This is a genomic window from Clostridium sp. HGF2 (genome assembly GCF_964240115.1).
Classification (GTDB): domain Bacteria; phylum Bacillota_I; class Bacilli_A; order Erysipelotrichales; family Erysipelotrichaceae; genus Clostridium_AQ; species Clostridium_AQ innocuum.
The window spans coordinates 253,783-269,094 of the sequence record NZ_CAXSSO010000006.1 but is presented as its reverse complement, the minus strand read 5'-3'; the positions used below and the strand labels follow the sequence as shown (position 1 = coordinate 269,094).

The 15,312-nt window shown below is 40.0% G+C and carries 17 protein-coding genes and 1 pseudogene; 17 read left to right on the top strand and 1 reads right to left on the bottom strand.

Features of this window, described 5'->3' with window-relative positions:
* Positions 1–14: 14 nt before the first annotated feature.
* The 16 genes and pseudogenes from ACESPQ_RS12580 to glyA all read left to right on the top strand — a co-directional run bounded on the left by ACESPQ_RS12580 (position 15) and on the right by glyA (position 12,660).
* Positions 15–1,202 (top strand): AfsR/SARP family transcriptional regulator, encoded by a 1,188-nt coding sequence (locus tag ACESPQ_RS12580; RefSeq protein ID WP_002606890.1) that lies wholly within the window; start codon positions 15–17, stop codon positions 1,200–1,202.
* A gap of 50 nt (positions 1,203–1,252) precedes the next feature.
* Positions 1,253–2,470, top strand: coding sequence for a BTAD domain-containing putative transcriptional regulator (locus tag ACESPQ_RS12575; protein ID WP_002606891.1), 1,218 nt, complete (start codon positions 1,253–1,255; stop codon positions 2,468–2,470).
* Between the two features lie 5 nt (positions 2,471–2,475).
* A complete protein-coding gene (locus ACESPQ_RS12570; protein ID WP_257377258.1) occupies positions 2,476–2,886 on the top strand; it encodes a hypothetical protein in 411 nt (136 codons plus the stop codon).
* 163 nt (positions 2,887–3,049) lie between these two features.
* Positions 3,050–3,526 (top strand): annotated as a pseudogene (tnpA, locus tag ACESPQ_RS12565) (IS200/IS605 family transposase).
* A 206-nt stretch (positions 3,527–3,732) separates the two neighbouring features.
* Entirely contained in the window at positions 3,733–4,335 is a 603-nt protein-coding gene (locus ACESPQ_RS12560) for a hypothetical protein (protein ID WP_373144433.1), read from the top strand.
* A gap of 11 nt (positions 4,336–4,346) precedes the next feature.
* Positions 4,347–5,117 (top strand): hypothetical protein, encoded by a 771-nt coding sequence (locus tag ACESPQ_RS12555; protein ID WP_002606894.1) that lies wholly within the window; start codon positions 4,347–4,349, stop codon positions 5,115–5,117.
* Positions 5,107–6,045 (top strand): hypothetical protein, encoded by a 939-nt coding sequence (locus tag ACESPQ_RS12550; RefSeq protein ID WP_373144432.1) that lies wholly within the window; start codon positions 5,107–5,109, stop codon positions 6,043–6,045. Before ACESPQ_RS12555 ends, ACESPQ_RS12550 begins: the two co-directional genes overlap by 11 nt.
* A gap of 41 nt (positions 6,046–6,086) precedes the next feature.
* On the top strand, positions 6,087–8,117 hold the full coding sequence (locus ACESPQ_RS12545; protein ID WP_002606896.1) for a hypothetical protein: 2,031 nt from the start codon (positions 6,087–6,089) through the stop codon (positions 8,115–8,117).
* 16 nt (positions 8,118–8,133) lie between these two features.
* Positions 8,134–8,703 (top strand): hypothetical protein, encoded by a 570-nt coding sequence (locus ACESPQ_RS12540; RefSeq protein ID WP_002606897.1) that lies wholly within the window; start codon positions 8,134–8,136, stop codon positions 8,701–8,703.
* 14 nt (positions 8,704–8,717) lie between these two features.
* Positions 8,718–8,894, top strand: coding sequence for a hypothetical protein (locus ACESPQ_RS12535; protein WP_002606898.1), 177 nt, complete (start codon positions 8,718–8,720; stop codon positions 8,892–8,894).
* A 4-nt stretch (positions 8,895–8,898) separates the two neighbouring features.
* Positions 8,899–9,375, top strand: a complete 477-nt coding sequence (locus ACESPQ_RS12530) for a signal peptidase I (RefSeq protein WP_002606899.1) — start codon at positions 8,899–8,901, stop codon at positions 9,373–9,375.
* 104 nt (positions 9,376–9,479) lie between these two features.
* The gene (gene rpiB / locus ACESPQ_RS12525) at positions 9,480–9,920 is read left to right on the top strand and encodes a ribose 5-phosphate isomerase B (RefSeq protein WP_038274267.1); all 441 of its coding nucleotides are present in this window, start codon (positions 9,480–9,482) and stop codon (positions 9,918–9,920) included.
* 1 nt (position 9,921) lies between these two features.
* Positions 9,922–10,251 (top strand): hypothetical protein, encoded by a 330-nt coding sequence (locus tag ACESPQ_RS12520; RefSeq protein ID WP_233105667.1) that lies wholly within the window; start codon positions 9,922–9,924, stop codon positions 10,249–10,251.
* A gap of 11 nt (positions 10,252–10,262) precedes the next feature.
* Positions 10,263–10,991, top strand: a complete 729-nt coding sequence (locus tag ACESPQ_RS12515) for a phage Gp37/Gp68 family protein (protein WP_257335037.1) — start codon at positions 10,263–10,265, stop codon at positions 10,989–10,991.
* Between the two features lie 16 nt (positions 10,992–11,007).
* On the top strand, positions 11,008–11,382 hold the full coding sequence (locus ACESPQ_RS12510) for a phosphate-starvation-inducible PsiE family protein (protein WP_002606903.1): 375 nt from the start codon (positions 11,008–11,010) through the stop codon (positions 11,380–11,382).
* A 48-nt stretch (positions 11,383–11,430) separates the two neighbouring features.
* Entirely contained in the window at positions 11,431–12,660 is a 1,230-nt protein-coding gene (gene glyA, locus ACESPQ_RS12505; protein WP_373144431.1) for a serine hydroxymethyltransferase, read from the top strand.
* A gap of 333 nt (positions 12,661–12,993) precedes the next feature.
* Here the strand turns inward: glyA and ACESPQ_RS12500 are convergent, their stop codons facing one another.
* Complete coding sequence (locus ACESPQ_RS12500) at positions 12,994–13,881, bottom strand: LysR family transcriptional regulator (RefSeq protein ID WP_257271024.1); 888 nt, start codon at positions 13,879–13,881, stop codon at positions 12,994–12,996.
* A 103-nt stretch (positions 13,882–13,984) separates the two neighbouring features.
* Here ACESPQ_RS12500 and ACESPQ_RS12495 point away from each other — a divergent pair, with 103 nt between their 5' ends.
* Entirely contained in the window at positions 13,985–15,259 is a 1,275-nt protein-coding gene (locus tag ACESPQ_RS12495; RefSeq protein WP_373144430.1) for a cation:proton antiporter, read from the top strand.
* Positions 15,260–15,312 lie beyond the last annotated feature (53 nt).

Genomic DNA, 15,312 nt, shown 5'->3' with positions numbered 1-15,312 from the left:
AGCGAGGATATCCTATGAGAAAGAAAAATATATTGAAAATTCATCTGCTGGGTGAATTTTATATGGAAAACAAGAATTACCGGTTTCCGCAGGAAACAAAGAAGAGTACACAGCTGATCCTTTTGATCGCCTATCTGATGATGTATCGGCATACGGTGGTATCCAAGGAAAAGCTGATTAAAATATTGTGGAAGGAAGATGAATCGGATAAGCCGGAGGGTGCCTTGCGCAATCTTGTGTATCGTGCAAGAAAGGAATTGCAGAAATTTTATCCGGATAATCCCGAGCTTTCCTTTATTCTGTCAAAAGGCAATACGTATGCATGGAATTCTGAAATACCATGTGAGATTGACATCGTGCAGATGGATGAGCTGTGCAAAAAAATCGAAGAGGAGGAAGCACCGGAAGCCTCTTATCAGTATTGCAAAGAGCTGCTCAGCAATTATATGGAAGACTTCATGTTTGAATTTCATACGCAGGACTGGGTGGAGCTGCAGAAAACCTATTATGACAACAATCTAATGCGGGCAACCAACCGCAGCTGCAAGCTGTTGATGGATAAAGAATATTATGATGAAGTAATCAAGCTGTGTGATATTCTGGGCTTTAAGCATTATGCGAATAACCATATTCATGAATACAAGCTGGAGGCATATCGACAGACCCATCAGTATTCGCTGGCGATTTCGTATTACCACAAGGTGGCCGATATGTATTACGGAAGACTGGGGATCGAGGTAACACCGCTCTGCAGAGAAATTTATGCTGAGGTTGTACAGTGTATTGCCAGCAATCCGGTTGATGTGGATGAGCTGGAGCAGCAGCTGAAGGAGCATGTCCGAAATGAAGGAACCTTCTATTGCGACTTTGATGTATTTAAAAATATTTATCAGATGAATCTGCGTTCTGCGAGACGATCCTCCCGTTCCCGTTATCTGGTGCTGTTGACCATGCGGCAGCCGGAGGGTGTTAAGGAAGATGCTCAGCAGAGAGAGTCGGATATTCTGCGCGATGTTATAACGATAGAGCTGAGAAAAAACGATGTGTTTACGAAATGCAGTCCGTTTCAGTATTCCCTGATTATTGCGACAACCTCGATGGAGGGTTGTGATAAGGCAATTAGTCGTATTCTGGACAGATTCCAACAAAAGAAGACGATACCGGAAACAAAGCTAATGTATGAGTATAAGCATATAAATTGAAGATAATGGTGATAAATTGTTTTGATTTTGTGAAAAAGGGGAAATAGAAAATGGATAATATGGATGTATCTCTGTTTGGAAGTTTTCAGATTACTTATCATGGAATATGTCTGGATGAGCAGGGTATCCACTCAAGTAAGATGGCGGCACTCTTATCATATTTTCTGATATATAATGACCGCAAGATATCTACAACGGAATTAAATGATATACTTTGGGAGGATGATTCTAATATCAGTAATCCGCTGAGTGCTTTAAAAAATCTAATGTACAGGCTTCGCAGTCTTTTAAAAAAAGAATTTAAAACAGCTGATATGATTATTACAGGAAAAGGCTCTTATTACTGGAATCCGCAAATAAAGGTGCACTTGGATACAGACAGTTTTGAAGAGCTGGATAAACTATTAAAAAAAGAACACTTTTCTACCTGCAAAGATGTTGATAAGTTAAATTCAATTTTAAAGCTTTATAAAGGAAAATTTCTTCCTTGTATTAGTGACAAAAGATGGGTGGTATCTCTATCTACCTATTATCACTCGTTATATTTACGCTGTGCCAAGGCACTTGCAATAAAATATGAAGACCTGGATGAATATGAAAAGATGAATTCGGTTTGCAAGGATGCACTTGTACAGGATCCCCTTGATGATGAAATGCAATATTTATTTATTATTTCTCTTATACGACTTAAACATTATGATGTCGCAAAGGAGCAGTATCATAGGGCGTGTAGTCTTCTCTATGAGCGACTTGGAATCAAACAGTCACAGTTTCTTCAAAAAGTATATATGGAACTGATAAAAAATAACAACCAAGTGAATGTAAATCTGGATGCTATCCAGGACAGTATCGCTGAGAAAAAAATGGAACAGGCTTTTTACTGTGAGTTTGGTGTCTTTAAAGAAATATATCATCTTGAATTAAGAAGAATGGTTCGAGAAGGATTTTCTGAATATGTTGTGTTGATGACATTAAAACCAAAAAAATTTATAGATGCGAATTCAAAAGAAGGCTTACATCTGTTATCAAAAGAAATGGAAGCTTTGAGAATTGTTTTATGCAAATGTTTGCGCAATGGAGATGTCGTATCAAAATACAGCGGGTCACAATTCATTTTTATGTTGCACAGCTGCAATGCAGAGAATGCTAAACGTGTAATTGAACGTATTTTGAATACGTATGCTTCTTTGAATAAGCATCATTTAATAGATTTAAGTTATACATATGATGAACTGCAAGTATTTGATAATGATACACTGAGAGGGTGAAATGAATGCAAAAGAATATATTCTATCCCAAAAACGCAATACGATTGTGTCTTGCTAATCAAAAACAAGAGCATTTTGACGGCATCTTATACAGCTGTGTCAGGAAAGAGGGTTTTGCTTTTTCAAATTTTACTTCTTTTATTATGCTAACAGATGAAATTCTTGATTATTTAGGCACACCGCAGTCCTTTCAGGAAAGAAGAACTTTTAACACAAAGAAACGACATTTATGTATTGATCAACTAATGATTCTTGAGGATTGCTCTTATATATATGAACAATCAGGAAAAGCAGGTACCTATGATATTATTATCACAACAAGACAAAAAAGTGACTGGCAAGGTATCGTGAAATGCAGAAATAAGATTTTAGGAGAATTTAAAAGTATTTTGGAATTAATGTATATATTGATATGAAGCAGATTGAAAAGATTTGATTCCTTGTAGAATCAGATTTTTTTTTGAAAAAGTAAACCATCGGTTATACTGGTGGGACAAAAAACTTAAGATTTAAAAAGTAATTAAAAAAATAAAACTCCTTATCATAATAGAAGAAGGTCTACCAAACCATTTTTAAATAATAAGGGGGCCCAAAACGGACATACATAGTTCATCATACAGCAAATGGAGATGTACATATCACATTGTATTTGCACCCTAATATATAAGATTGATGATATGCGGAAATTATAAAAAGAAATAGGAAAGATTTTAAGAACGATATGCGAAAGAAAGGGAGTAACGATAATAGAGGCAGAATTATGTCCGGTTCATATCCATATGCTAGTGGAAATACCACCAAAATAGCGGATCAGCGTTCATGGGTGAACTAAAAGGAATCTTATGATAGATGACCGATTTGCAAATTTAAAATAAAAATGCATATCGGTCATTTTAGGGCAGGAGGATTTTTCGCAGACACAGTATGGAAAACACGAAAATGATACAAGAATATATACAACAACAATTGGCGGTAGACAAACTTGTAAATCAAATGAGTAAGAAAGAATTAGTTGACCCGTTTACGGGTGGAAAAGTCGTAAAAGAAGGCAGGTAAAAGGCACTTTAGAGCCAGCCATTAAAGATAGTATATTTGGTAGGCCTTCAGAGCGTGAATAACGCCGCTGGTAACAAACCCTTATAGGGATTACACAATCCATTAGTTCGATTAGTGGCTATGATTTATATAGTTGTGACCATATTGAGACCTCTTATATATATAATGTAAACATAAGATAGGAATTAAGATGAGGAGTGAATGATATGAATAAGAAAATGGTATTAATGATTTCCGCTATTCTATTACTGGGCACATTTGCCGTCAGTGGAACAATTTCTTATATGGTTGCTAATACAGATGCAGAGCATAAGGTAAGCGCAGGTAATCTAAATGTAAAACTGATAGAGTCAGAAAAACAAGCTGCAAAGGTGGTACCTGGTGAGCGAATTGATTATCCGGTGAAAGTGAAGAATACAGGTGATTATCCACTCTATGCAAAAATAACGGTAAAAAAATACTGGAGTGAAGACAATAAAAAATATTATAACGGTAATTCTAGTTTGATTACACTACTCAATAAAAACGGGGATGATTGGATTATAGATGATGAAACCGATACGAATAATAAAGAGGTTGTATATTTTTATAGTAGAAAGCCGATTGAACCTAATAAAACGAGTTCAGAATTTATTAGTCAGGTTGCAGTCTCAGAGAACGTATCTGTTAAGGATCGCACTTTAAAATTAAATGTGGATTGTACCGTTGATGCCATACAGAATATCGATGTAAAAAACGCAATGATGGCTGAATGGGGTCTTGATGTGAATATCAGTGATGATGGTATATTGAGCATTGAGAATGAATAGGAGGCAGTAGTATGAAACATAGAAGACAATTGGCCGCAGTAATCATGGCTGCTATGCTGATAGGCGGTACCACTATTTTAAAAGCTGTAGAAGAAGAAAATCCGGGAATTGTATTCACCGGTGATTCTCAAAATTATTTCAGCTTCAATGTAGATAAGAATGAGTTTTCTAATAAATTTACTGGAATGATACCAGGAGAAACAAGAAGTGAGGAGTTTACTCTTTCTAATCAAGATGATAGGGAATTGAGATTTTATATTAATGCTTCCGTGCTTTCGGATCTTACGAATGACAATATATCAGCAAGTGGTGCTGTGTATACGATTACTTTGCTACGAGATGGAGAAGAATTTTATCGTGGTATAATTGGCGGGGTAGAAGGAACTCTCAAAGATCTGAATAGTGGAAATATCAGTCAGAATCAACTGATTGCATCTCTGAAAAAAGGTGAAAGCAGCAGAATAACAATGAAAATAGGAATCGACGGAGAGTCAATGAATAACGATTATCAAAATACAGTTGGTCAGCTGCGGCTGGAGTTTAATGTAGAGCAAGGGGAAGTTGCTACACCGGATGATGTAGTAATAAAAAAAGAGAATGTGATTTATGTAGAAAAACCGGTTAAAAAAACAACAGAAAAGAAAAAAGATAAAACAATTTTAGAAAGGATAAGTACAGGAGATACAACAGCAGTAGGGCTGCTGGCAGTAATCGTATTTATCAGTGGAGCAGCAGGGATATTGATAATAAAAAGAAAGGGTGTTAAGCAGCATGAAAAATAAACAGATAAGACGTGCAGTAACAGCAGCCTTTGTCATGATCGGAATGGTGATTTCGAGTGGATCTTTGCATGCAGCACAAAAACAGTATGAAGTGGTATTTAAAGCAGCGCTCCATGGTACATTTAATCAAAATTCACTCGATAGCAGATGCGAATTAGAAAATAGTAAAAAAGCTGTATGCTTGATAAACGCAGGAGCATTATTCCCAAAAGCACCGGAGGTCAGTGTGGAAAGCGGATATCGTCTGAAATCTGATTTCTATCGTGCACCTTCTGAGACGGTAGAAGAAAGAACGGTCGTTGTTGCAAAATACAGTAGGCTTATAAATGGTCTGGAATATTTGATTCGTTATGTTGATGAATCTGAAAATGATTTAACAGCACCAATCATTCGAACTACGGAAAAAGGAATGGAAGAAACAGCTTATGCGAAAATAATCGAGGGATATCAGACAGATGCTGAAAGTAAAACGATGAGAATCGACAAAGACAAAACGGAAATTATATTCCATTATACATCTACCACAGAGGCAGTAGTACGGGTGGAGGAATCGACACGGACAGAAGAAATAATAACAAATGCAGAAACACCAATTATAGATATGATAAATTCACAACCAGAAGCTGCACCTGTAACTGTTAATAATCCATTGTCTGAAGTAAATCAAAATAATGCATCGAATGAGAATAATACGTCAAATGAAAATAATACAACCACTGAGAATAATCAAGATACTCCGTTAACAAATGGTAAAGAAAATAATAAAGATAATGGAACGGATGTGGAAAATAATGAAACACCAAAAGCCGGTGGAACAACCGAATTAAAGGATGTTCTGCCCTATGCGGCAGGTGGTATCGGTATCCTGTCAGTGCTGTTTGCAGCATTCTGGCTTATAAAGAAAAAGAAATTAAATGAACAGGAGTAAGAACCTGTGCATAGAAAAAAATCAGTAAGAGGAGGGTTCTTATGAAAGGGAAAAATATAAGAAAAGGTATTACCAGCGTTGCAATTCTATCATTGGTACTGTGCCTGATGTCAACAGGGGTAATGCATGCAGAAGATGATGAAACAGTATTCACACCCAGTCAGGACCAGTCTGCAGAAGAGAAGACTGCTGCAGGTGAGCAGGAAAAACAGACTGTTTCAGATACAACGGAGGAACAACAACAGACACCTGTTTCAGAAAATCAGTCAACGTCTGCAGCTACAGAAGAAGAGGATGAAAAGCAGGAATCACTTGAACCTGTAGGAAAAACAGAGAGCAGCATTGAGGAGAAAGATACTGCACTGACGGAAAAGATGCAGGATAGTACAGTAGGAAGCACATTGGAAGGCAATACAGGTGAGCAGCAGGATAAAGCGGACAAGCAGGAAGAAAAGGCAGCGAATATAAATAGGTTCCGTGCTGCTATGAGTTCTAGTCATTCAGGCAACCTGGTTTTTCAGGATCAGTCAGATACCGTATCCTCTGAAATCCGTAAGAAAACTGAAAATGGGAAGACTGTATATACTTTGTATGTAACAATACAGGAAGGAGCCGTTGGCGATCAAATTATTGATTTAGGTACAAAAGCTGTTGAACTTTTCGATAAAGAAATTTATTCACCTGGGGACAGTGCAAGCTATTCAGTTGTTATTGAAAATCATTCGGGTAAATCTTATAAGTATAAAGATAACTCATTTATTGTGACAACGCCAAATGCAGAGGGCTATGGTGTAAAACCTGATCCAAACTATCAAGTTATTGGCTTCGACGGTCAGGAGCTGCCGATTAAATTTCTTGCTGCCAGAGCATACAATGATGCATTGGTGAAACTCTATGGTGTTTCAGGGACAGCACAGCTTAGTTTAAGACATCTACTTGGTGTTTATAAAAAATTGGAAACCGATGGATATTATGGAAAAACATACACAGGTTCTGAAGCATTATCACGCTTCTATCTTGACTTCTACAATAATAAATATGGAAGTGCTGCAAAAGAATTATATGAACTTCCAACAGATGCCATTGTTGATATTCAAGGTGGATATGGAATTGCAAACTCAACATGGGTTACGATCACGACAACAGAATTGAATTCATTGGAATCGGAGTATGGTGAAATCATAGATAAGTATCTTGCTGTAAAAAACGTTTCATCAAAAAATGTATCAGTTCAGTTAAAAGAAATGGAGCCTCAGCTTTCAGCAACCGGTTATACATTTTTCTATAGAGAATTGTTGCATGTTGCTTATGGTGGTGAATCTACTGTAAAAGACTTTTTATCAAAAAGTCCCAAATGGACAGGTAATAACACTGCAATTGGAAATTATATGGCAAATACAAATGGAATTAGAGATAGTGTAAATAAATACATGAGAGACAATGCTGTTTTAAATACTAATGATAGCTTAAAAGCGGATCAGATACTTGGAAGTGACGATGGATCAAAAATGGTTCTTCATTCAGCATTTGCTTTAGATGGACCGCATATGGGGAATGCATATATGAGCTATCAATTTGCATGGTACAATACCATCACCTTGGAGGAGGCAGAAGAACCTGTTGGTAATATACAAGTAAATAAAACTATCAATAAGGAAGCTGTTGATTTTGCACAGGGTGATCCAATCTTTATATTGAAAGCTGAAAACATAAATACAAAAGATACCTATTACAAATTGGTTCGCTTTCATGAGAATAGTGCTGCTACACAAAGTGTAAGCTTTCATAATCTTCCCATCGGTACATATCGTATAAGCGAAATGATGGGCATCCGCTATGATTTTGGTAATGTCAGCGTTACAAGCAGAGAAAATTGTGCTGTAATAGACGGTCAATCCGTGACGGTTGATCTGAATGCAGCAGTAGCAGATAAAGAAGAGGCTGCAGCGGATATTACATTCTCTAATGTTAGAGTAAACGATACGTATCTGTCTGATAGTGATACCGTTGTCAACAGATTTCGAGTGGAAAATGGAGAAGTAAGCACTGTAACACAAGATTATTTAAAATAGAACTGGAGGTGTCAGAATGAATAAAAATAGAACGAATAAAGTACGCATACTGATAGCGGTATTTGCTGTAGCATTGCTTGCGATGCTTGTGGTACCTTCCTCCTATGCATATTTTACAGCAAGAGATACAGCAAAAACAGAATACACTTTTGCAAATATAGATACAGAAATTGAAGAGCCGCAGCCAGAACTGCAGCCGACCTACATTATCAAAAGACCAAGTATCAGAAATAATGGAGACACCGGTTGTATGGTAAGAGTGCGACTTAACGCCAGCCCTGAAAGGCTATTTAAGCAAGGAGCATTGGAACTGGATGTAAATACCGGCGAATGGATTAAGCGTGATGATTACTATTATTATAATAAGGTGCTGGAACCAGGAGAAACAACGAGTAGTGTAATAAATGGGATTTTCATTAAAGATAAAAATCAGCTGACAGAGGATTTTGATGTATCAATTACACAGGAATCCATTCAGTACAAGATCAGTAACAATGAGGAGTATTTAGATGCAAAAAATGCTGATGGTACGATCAATATGGATACTGCCAGTCGTATATGGGAAATTTACGAAAATCAAAGATAAGCGGAGGCATAGCCATGGAGCAAATACGAAGGAAGAATCAAACATTTATCATTGAAATAAAAGGTACAGAAAATCAATCCTGGCAAGGATGCATCACTTGGACAGATACGAATAAAAAAGAATGCTTCCGAAGTGCACTTGAAATGATTAAGCTGATAGATTCAACATTGAATGAGAATGAAGAAGTATAAACTGATGAGTATCGCTGGAACTATTTGTGTCGTTCTGGTAATACTTGCTGCTTTTCCTTTCACACTGCCTAGAATATTTGGAATTGAAATATATGGAATCCTTACAGGAAGTATGGACCCAGCATGTCCTACAGGTTCTCTGGTATATGTAAAGTCCGTTAACCCTGAAAGTCTGCAGGAAAAGGATATTGTCACATTTCAAAAAGGTAATCTGGTAATCACTCACCGTGTAGTAAAAAATGATGTTCAAAAAGAGGAGCTGATAACAAAAGGTGATGCGAATAATGCCAATGACATACAACCAGTAGCCTATAAACAAATTAAGGGAAAAGTTGCACTTACGGTTCCTTTACTGGGATATTTGGCATTAAGATTGAATTCTGCTGCGGGCATTTCTGTCTGTGTGATTATACTCGCCCTTGGTTTGATGCTCTGGGTACTTGGAGATATGATGAGTATAAAGAAAAAGTCGTTAAGTTAAAACGGCTTTTTTATAAAGAATTCATATATGAATATTTTCATATGACTTAGAGTGTTTTCTTGCTATAATATAGATGTTAAAAAGAAAAGGAGTGTAGAATGTATATGAAAATAGCGGTAGCTTGTGATCACGGTGCTTTTGAGTATAAGGAAATCGTGAAGGAAATGTTAACGGAAATGGGACATGAGGTCGAAGACTTCGGATGTCATGGATGTGAGTCTGTGGATTATCCGGACTACGCAGGACCGGCTGCACAGAGTGTCGCAGATGGTAAAAACGATAAGGGAATCGTTATCTGCGGGACAGGAATCGGTGTCAGCATTGCCGCCAACAAGATTAAGGGAATCCGTTGTGCGCTTTGCAGTGATCCGGTTAGTGCCAAACTGACAAGAGAGCACAATAACTCCAATGTGCTGGCGATGGGACAAAGAATCATCGGTGTGGAGCTAATGAAGGAAATTGTACGTGTTTGGGTAAATACCGAGTTTTCCCATGATGAGCGCCACCAGAGAAGAATTAATAAGGTAATGGCTCTGGAAAAATAATATGAGGAAAACTGCAGAAATGCTGCTGTCCTTGGCCGTTCTGTATGTATACGGATACCGTTTGAAGCAGCGTCAGGCTGCCTGTCCCTTTTATAAGGTTTGGCATGGAGATGAAGAAATCATACAAATACGTCTTTCCGGTGTCGTTTCTATTCAGAAAGGGCAGAGAAAGGTATTCGGTTATATCAGCAGCTGTGATGAGATGGAACAGGATATCTGGAAATTTCATGTCAGACTGCGCAGGCACGGCGGTATTCTCTGCTTTCGATATGCAGCGCAGAGTCTTCAGCAGCTTTCTGCGGATGGCAGTGTCCTGCATACATACAGGTGAGGATGAAGTCTATGGCAAACTGGAACCCCTGGCATGGCTGTCATAAGATCAGTGCCGGATGTGAGCATTGCTATGTATACCGGATGGACGAAAGACATGGCAAAGAAACCGGTGTTGTTACCCGTCTGAAGGACTTTGATAAGGTTTTGCACAAAAATCGCAAAGGTGAATACAAGATAGCATCCGATGAAATCGTCTATACCTGTTTTACCAGCGATTTTTTTGTAGAGGAAGCAGATGCATGGAGAGATGAAGCATGGAATATCATGCGACAGCGCAGGGATTTATTTTTCTTTATGATTACAAAGCGAATCGACAGGCTGATGAAATGCATTCCGTATGACTGGGGAACGGGATGGGATCATGTGGGAATCGCCTGTACGGTGGAAACGATGGAGCGCGCAGCGTATCGTCTTCCCATTTATCAGGCAGCACCTCTGCGTCATAAGTATGTGGTATGTGAACCGCTGCTGGAGCCCTTAAACCTGAGGCCCTGGCTGGATGATAGCATTGAAGAGCTGATCGTCGGAGGAGAAAGCGGACCACAGGCAAGGGTCTGCCGGTATGAGTGGATTCTCGATTTGCGCAAGCAGTGTGAGGAAAAGGGCATATCCTTCTGGTTTAAGCAGACCGGTGCAAATTTTGTGAAGGACAATATTCATTACCGCATACCGCGCAGGCAGCAGCATTTGCAGGCTAAAAAAGCGGATATTAACCTGAATCCGGAAATTATCTTATAATGCTAAGGAGGAAGACATGCACAAAATCAACACAAGACTTGTTAAAATGATGAAGGCCGTTGAGCTTGTGATTGCCGTGTTGTTAATGATCGCCATCGCAATATCAACGCTGGCAACGGTATGCTTTGGGGCGGAGTCTCTTATGAATCAGAGCTTTCAGCTGGATGCCATACTGGAAAAGGCACTGACTCTGGTTGTCGGGGTGGAATTTGTAAAGATGCTGATTCTGCATACACCGGAATCAGTGATCGAGGTACTGCTGTATGCGGTTGCCCGTCAGATCATTATATCGCATGAAAGCGCCATGGAAAATCTGGTAGGAGTGCTGGCAGTGGCACTGATTTTTGTTGTAAAGAAATATTTCCTGATGAACGCAGAACAAAAGAAATGACAATATAAAAATCTGTGGTAAAATAGAGGCATTAAACGGAGGTAGCGTATGAACGATAAGAAAATTCAGGAAGCCATTGAAAGAGAAGCAGAGCGCCAGCTGTATAATATCGAATTGATCGCATCAGAAAATTATGTATCAAGGGATGTACTGGAGGCTGCCGGAAGCATACTGACAAATAAATATGCAGAAGGCTATCCGAGCAAGCGTTATTACGGAGGCTGTGTACATGTTGATGAGATAGAAGAAATCGCAAGAGAGCGGGCAAAGCAGCTGTTTAACGCTGAGCATGCCAATGTGCAGCCGCATAGTGGTTCTCAGGCAAACATGGGGGTATATTTATCTGTTCTTCAGCCGGGTGATACGGTACTGGGTATGAATCTGACAGCAGGAGGTCATCTGACACACGGACATCCTTTAAACTTTTCCGGAACGTTGTACCGGTTTGTGGATTACGGTGTAACAAAGGACAGTGAAACAATCGATTATGAGGAGGTGCGCAGAGTCGCATTAAAGGAACAGCCGAAGCTGATTGTTGCCGGTGCGAGCGCGTATCCAAGAGTGATTGATTTTGAAAAATTCCGTGAGATTGCGGATGAAGTCGGTGCATATTTCATGGTGGATATGGCACATATCGCAGGACTTGTAGCGGCAGGAGAACATCCAAGCCCGGTACCTTATGCGGATTTTGTGACAACGACGACACACAAAACACTGCGCGGACCCCGCGGTGGATTGATTCTCAGTAAAAAGGAGCATGCGGCACTGCTGGATAAAAAGGTGTTCCCCGGAATGCAGGGCGGACCGCTGATGCATATCATAGCGGCAAAGGCAGTTTGTCTGCAGGAAGCGATGCAGCCGGAGTTTAAGGCTTATGCGAAACAGGTTATCGCGAATTGTGCAGTGTTGAGCAATACGCTAAAGGAAGAAGGCTTCCGCATTGTGAGTGGAGGAACGGATAATCACCTGATTCTCGTCGATGTGAAATCCTCTCTGGATATGAGTGGAAAGCTGGCAGAAAAGCTGTTGGATGAGGCCGGTATCACCTGCAATAAGAATACAATCCCATTTGAAACGGAAAAACCGTTTGTAACGAGTGGTATCCGTCTGGGGACTGCGGCTATGACAACAAGAGGCTTCAAAGAAAATGAATTCCGTCAGGTTGCTTTATGGATCAGCCGTGTATTGAAAAATGCAGAGGATGAAAAGGTGCGTGACGAAGTACGAAACGAAGTGCGTGCACTTACTGTTCAGTTTCCACTGCCAAATGAAGGATAATTGTAACGATGCTATAGGAGTGGTTTAGAATTCTTGAAACTGGTGGATCTAAAAAATCTGCCAGCTGCACCAAAAAATCAGACAAGAGGTCAAACATCTCTTGAGGCTGGAGGATCTAAATACACTCCCAGCCATAACCGTAATTACACATAATACCGTCCAGCCTCTCATCTTATGCCAGGATATAGAGGAAAAGAAGCCTCTCAAATGCTTGATGTATACAGGCATACGGGAAGCTTCTTTATTTTTTTATAATACTCTTGCGTAGCATCCGAATATGAAGTCCACTCTTTTTCATATGAAGACGCGGAAGCAGAATCGGATAGAAACGCTTTACTGTAGCTTGCTGTAGGTCTTTTTCAGCTCAAGCAGCACATCCACATGCTGAAAATCCTTCGGATATACCAGATTGATCTCCCGTATCATTGTGGAATTGGTGATGGGGATGGTTTTGAGCCGTCCTTTTTGTTCATCCTCCTTGCAGGCATTATGTGACATGATGGATACGCCCATGTTGCTCATGACAAGTTCCTTTATGGTGGCGAGTGAATCTGTTTCAATCAGAATCCGATAATTGCGGATTGAGTCACGCTGTGATTCCAAATAATTCTCGAAAATCTCTCTGGTTCCTGCTTCTTTGGAACGTAGAATAAAGCTTTCTTCAAGCAGCTCATTCATATTCACACTACTGCGATTTGCCAGCGCATGCTGCGGTGATATGATCAGACAGAGGTAATCGGTATCCAGAAGAATGGATTGATATTTATCTGATGTCAGCCGTCCGTCGATTATCGCAAAATCTGCTTCATATAATTTCAGTTTATTATAAATATTATTTATGGAATCTGTAATCAAATTTATATGCACATCGCTGTGTTCACGACAGTATGCCGCAAGCAGCTGAGGAATGTAATACTCACCGGCGGTCGGTGTTGTAGCGATATTAAAACGATGCAGATTGTTTTTTGCGTCCTCCAATGCCTGGTGTGTATTGTTGTATACTGCCATCATGCGGTGGGCATATTTCACCAGTATCTCACCTTCCGGCGTCAAAATCAGATGTTTTCTGCTCTTGTGAAAGATTTTGATTTGGAATTCTTCTTCCAGTTGTTTAATCTGATGACTGATGGCAGGCTGTGTGAGATGTAATTGCTTTGCTGCTTTTGTATAGCTCTTGCAGGTGATCAGCGTCAGTAGCGACACAATTTTTGTATCAAGCATAGGATATCCTCCTTATAATAAATTATATTGATAATAAGCTAAATTATTATAATTAGATTTTATCATTGTTTTCTCATATAATCAATGGTGTGAGGAGGCGGTTATGATGATAGCTGAGGTTTTACAGAAACAAGGGAATGCAGGAATCATTCTCTCTATAGCCATTATTCTGCTCGCTGGCTTTCTTTGTTCCAGGGTTACAAGAAAGCTGCACTTCCCCAATGTGAGCGGTTATATAATTTCGGGGATACTGATCGGTCCCTGTGTATTGCATCTGATACCCTTTGAGATTGTTCAGGGGATGGATTTCATGACGGATATCGCTCTGGCCTTTATCGCCTTTGGCGTAGGTAAGTATTTCAGAAAGGATGCTCTGCTGAAGCAGGGAGGAAAGATTCTAACGATAACGATATTTGAAGCACTGACTGCCGGTGCCTGTATCACCATTGCCATGGTGACGTTCTTTCATCTGCCCTGGTCCTTTTCGCTTCTGCTCGGTGCCATCGGGTGTGCGACAGCACCTGCATCAACCATAATGACGATACGCCAGTATCATGCAAAAGGCAACTTTGTGGATACTATTCTGCAGGTCACTGCGCTGGATGATGCGGTTGCTCTGATTGCGTTCAGTGTCTGCACAGCACTTGTGGAATTCATGCATTCGGATCAGGTGCTGGAATGGTCGCTGATCCTGCTTCCGATTTTGTGGAATGTTCTTGCTGTGGGACTTGCTGTTTTACTGGCATGGGTGCTGAACCATATCATCAGTGAAAAGCGCTCCAGTGATCATCGTCTTGTTTTGGTAATTGCTATCATTCTTTCTCTGACAGGAATCTGTAGCTGCTTTGCTATATCACCACTGTTATCCTGCATGGTGCTGGGTGCTGTTTATATCAATTTATCCGGAAACAAAGACCTGTTTCGTCAGGTAAACGGCTTTACTCCGCCCATCACCCTGCTGTTCTTTGTGTTATCCGGTATGCGTCTGGATTTACGCGCTCTTGTATCCTGTGGTCTGATTGGCATCGTTTATTTCTTTGCACGTATTCTTGGAAAGGCAGTCGGTGCATGGACAGGGGCAAGTCTGTCACATGCCAGCACATCAGTACGGCAATATCTGGGTCTTGCGTTGATACCGCAGGCAGGCGTTTCCATCGGCTTGGCTATTCTCGGACAAAGACTTCTTCCATCTGCGGAAGGAACAATGCTTTCGCTCATTATTCTATCGAGTGCAGTCCTGTATGAGATGATCGGTCCCGCATGCGCTAAGCTGTCACTAAAGCTTTCCGACAGTATCGCAAATGATGAAGGACGGGAAACGGGAAATGGTGCAAATCATCTCAAAGTGATTTCACAGAAGCTGCATGGAAATCAATAACTTTCACGTTCTGCCCACCTTCCGCATGCTTCCCAGGAAAAAAAGGGATGCAC

What these genes read in the sequence shown, in the direction of transcription:
- ACESPQ_RS12580 (WP_002606890.1), top strand. Translation starts at nt 15, where the DNA reads ATGAGAAAGAAAAATATATTGAAAATTCATCTGCTGGGTGAATTTTAT.
- ACESPQ_RS12575 (WP_002606891.1), top strand. Translation starts at nt 1,253, where the DNA reads ATGGATAATATGGATGTATCTCTGTTTGGAAGTTTTCAGATTACTTAT.
- ACESPQ_RS12570 (WP_257377258.1), top strand. Translation starts at nt 2,476, where the DNA reads ATGCAAAAGAATATATTCTATCCCAAAAACGCAATACGATTGTGTCTT.
- ACESPQ_RS12560 (WP_373144433.1), top strand. Translation starts at nt 3,733, where the DNA reads ATGAATAAGAAAATGGTATTAATGATTTCCGCTATTCTATTACTGGGC.
- ACESPQ_RS12555 (WP_002606894.1), top strand. Translation starts at nt 4,347, where the DNA reads ATGAAACATAGAAGACAATTGGCCGCAGTAATCATGGCTGCTATGCTG.
- ACESPQ_RS12550 (WP_373144432.1), top strand. Translation starts at nt 5,107, where the DNA reads ATGAAAAATAAACAGATAAGACGTGCAGTAACAGCAGCCTTTGTCATG.
- ACESPQ_RS12545 (WP_002606896.1), top strand. Translation starts at nt 6,087, where the DNA reads ATGAAAGGGAAAAATATAAGAAAAGGTATTACCAGCGTTGCAATTCTA.
- ACESPQ_RS12540 (WP_002606897.1), top strand. Translation starts at nt 8,134, where the DNA reads ATGAATAAAAATAGAACGAATAAAGTACGCATACTGATAGCGGTATTT.
- ACESPQ_RS12535 (WP_002606898.1), top strand. Translation starts at nt 8,718, where the DNA reads ATGGAGCAAATACGAAGGAAGAATCAAACATTTATCATTGAAATAAAA.
- ACESPQ_RS12530 (WP_002606899.1), top strand. Translation starts at nt 8,899, where the DNA reads ATGAGTATCGCTGGAACTATTTGTGTCGTTCTGGTAATACTTGCTGCT.
- rpiB (WP_038274267.1), top strand. Translation starts at nt 9,480, where the DNA reads ATGAAAATAGCGGTAGCTTGTGATCACGGTGCTTTTGAGTATAAGGAA.
- ACESPQ_RS12520 (WP_233105667.1), top strand. Translation starts at nt 9,922, where the DNA reads ATGAGGAAAACTGCAGAAATGCTGCTGTCCTTGGCCGTTCTGTATGTA.
- ACESPQ_RS12515 (WP_257335037.1), top strand. Translation starts at nt 10,263, where the DNA reads ATGGCAAACTGGAACCCCTGGCATGGCTGTCATAAGATCAGTGCCGGA.
- ACESPQ_RS12510 (WP_002606903.1), top strand. Translation starts at nt 11,008, where the DNA reads ATGCACAAAATCAACACAAGACTTGTTAAAATGATGAAGGCCGTTGAG.
- glyA (WP_373144431.1), top strand. Translation starts at nt 11,431, where the DNA reads ATGAACGATAAGAAAATTCAGGAAGCCATTGAAAGAGAAGCAGAGCGC.
- ACESPQ_RS12500 (WP_257271024.1), bottom strand. Translation starts at nt 13,881, where the DNA reads ATGCTTGATACAAAAATTGTGTCGCTACTGACGCTGATCACCTGCAAG.
- ACESPQ_RS12495 (WP_373144430.1), top strand. Translation starts at nt 13,985, where the DNA reads ATGATGATAGCTGAGGTTTTACAGAAACAAGGGAATGCAGGAATCATT.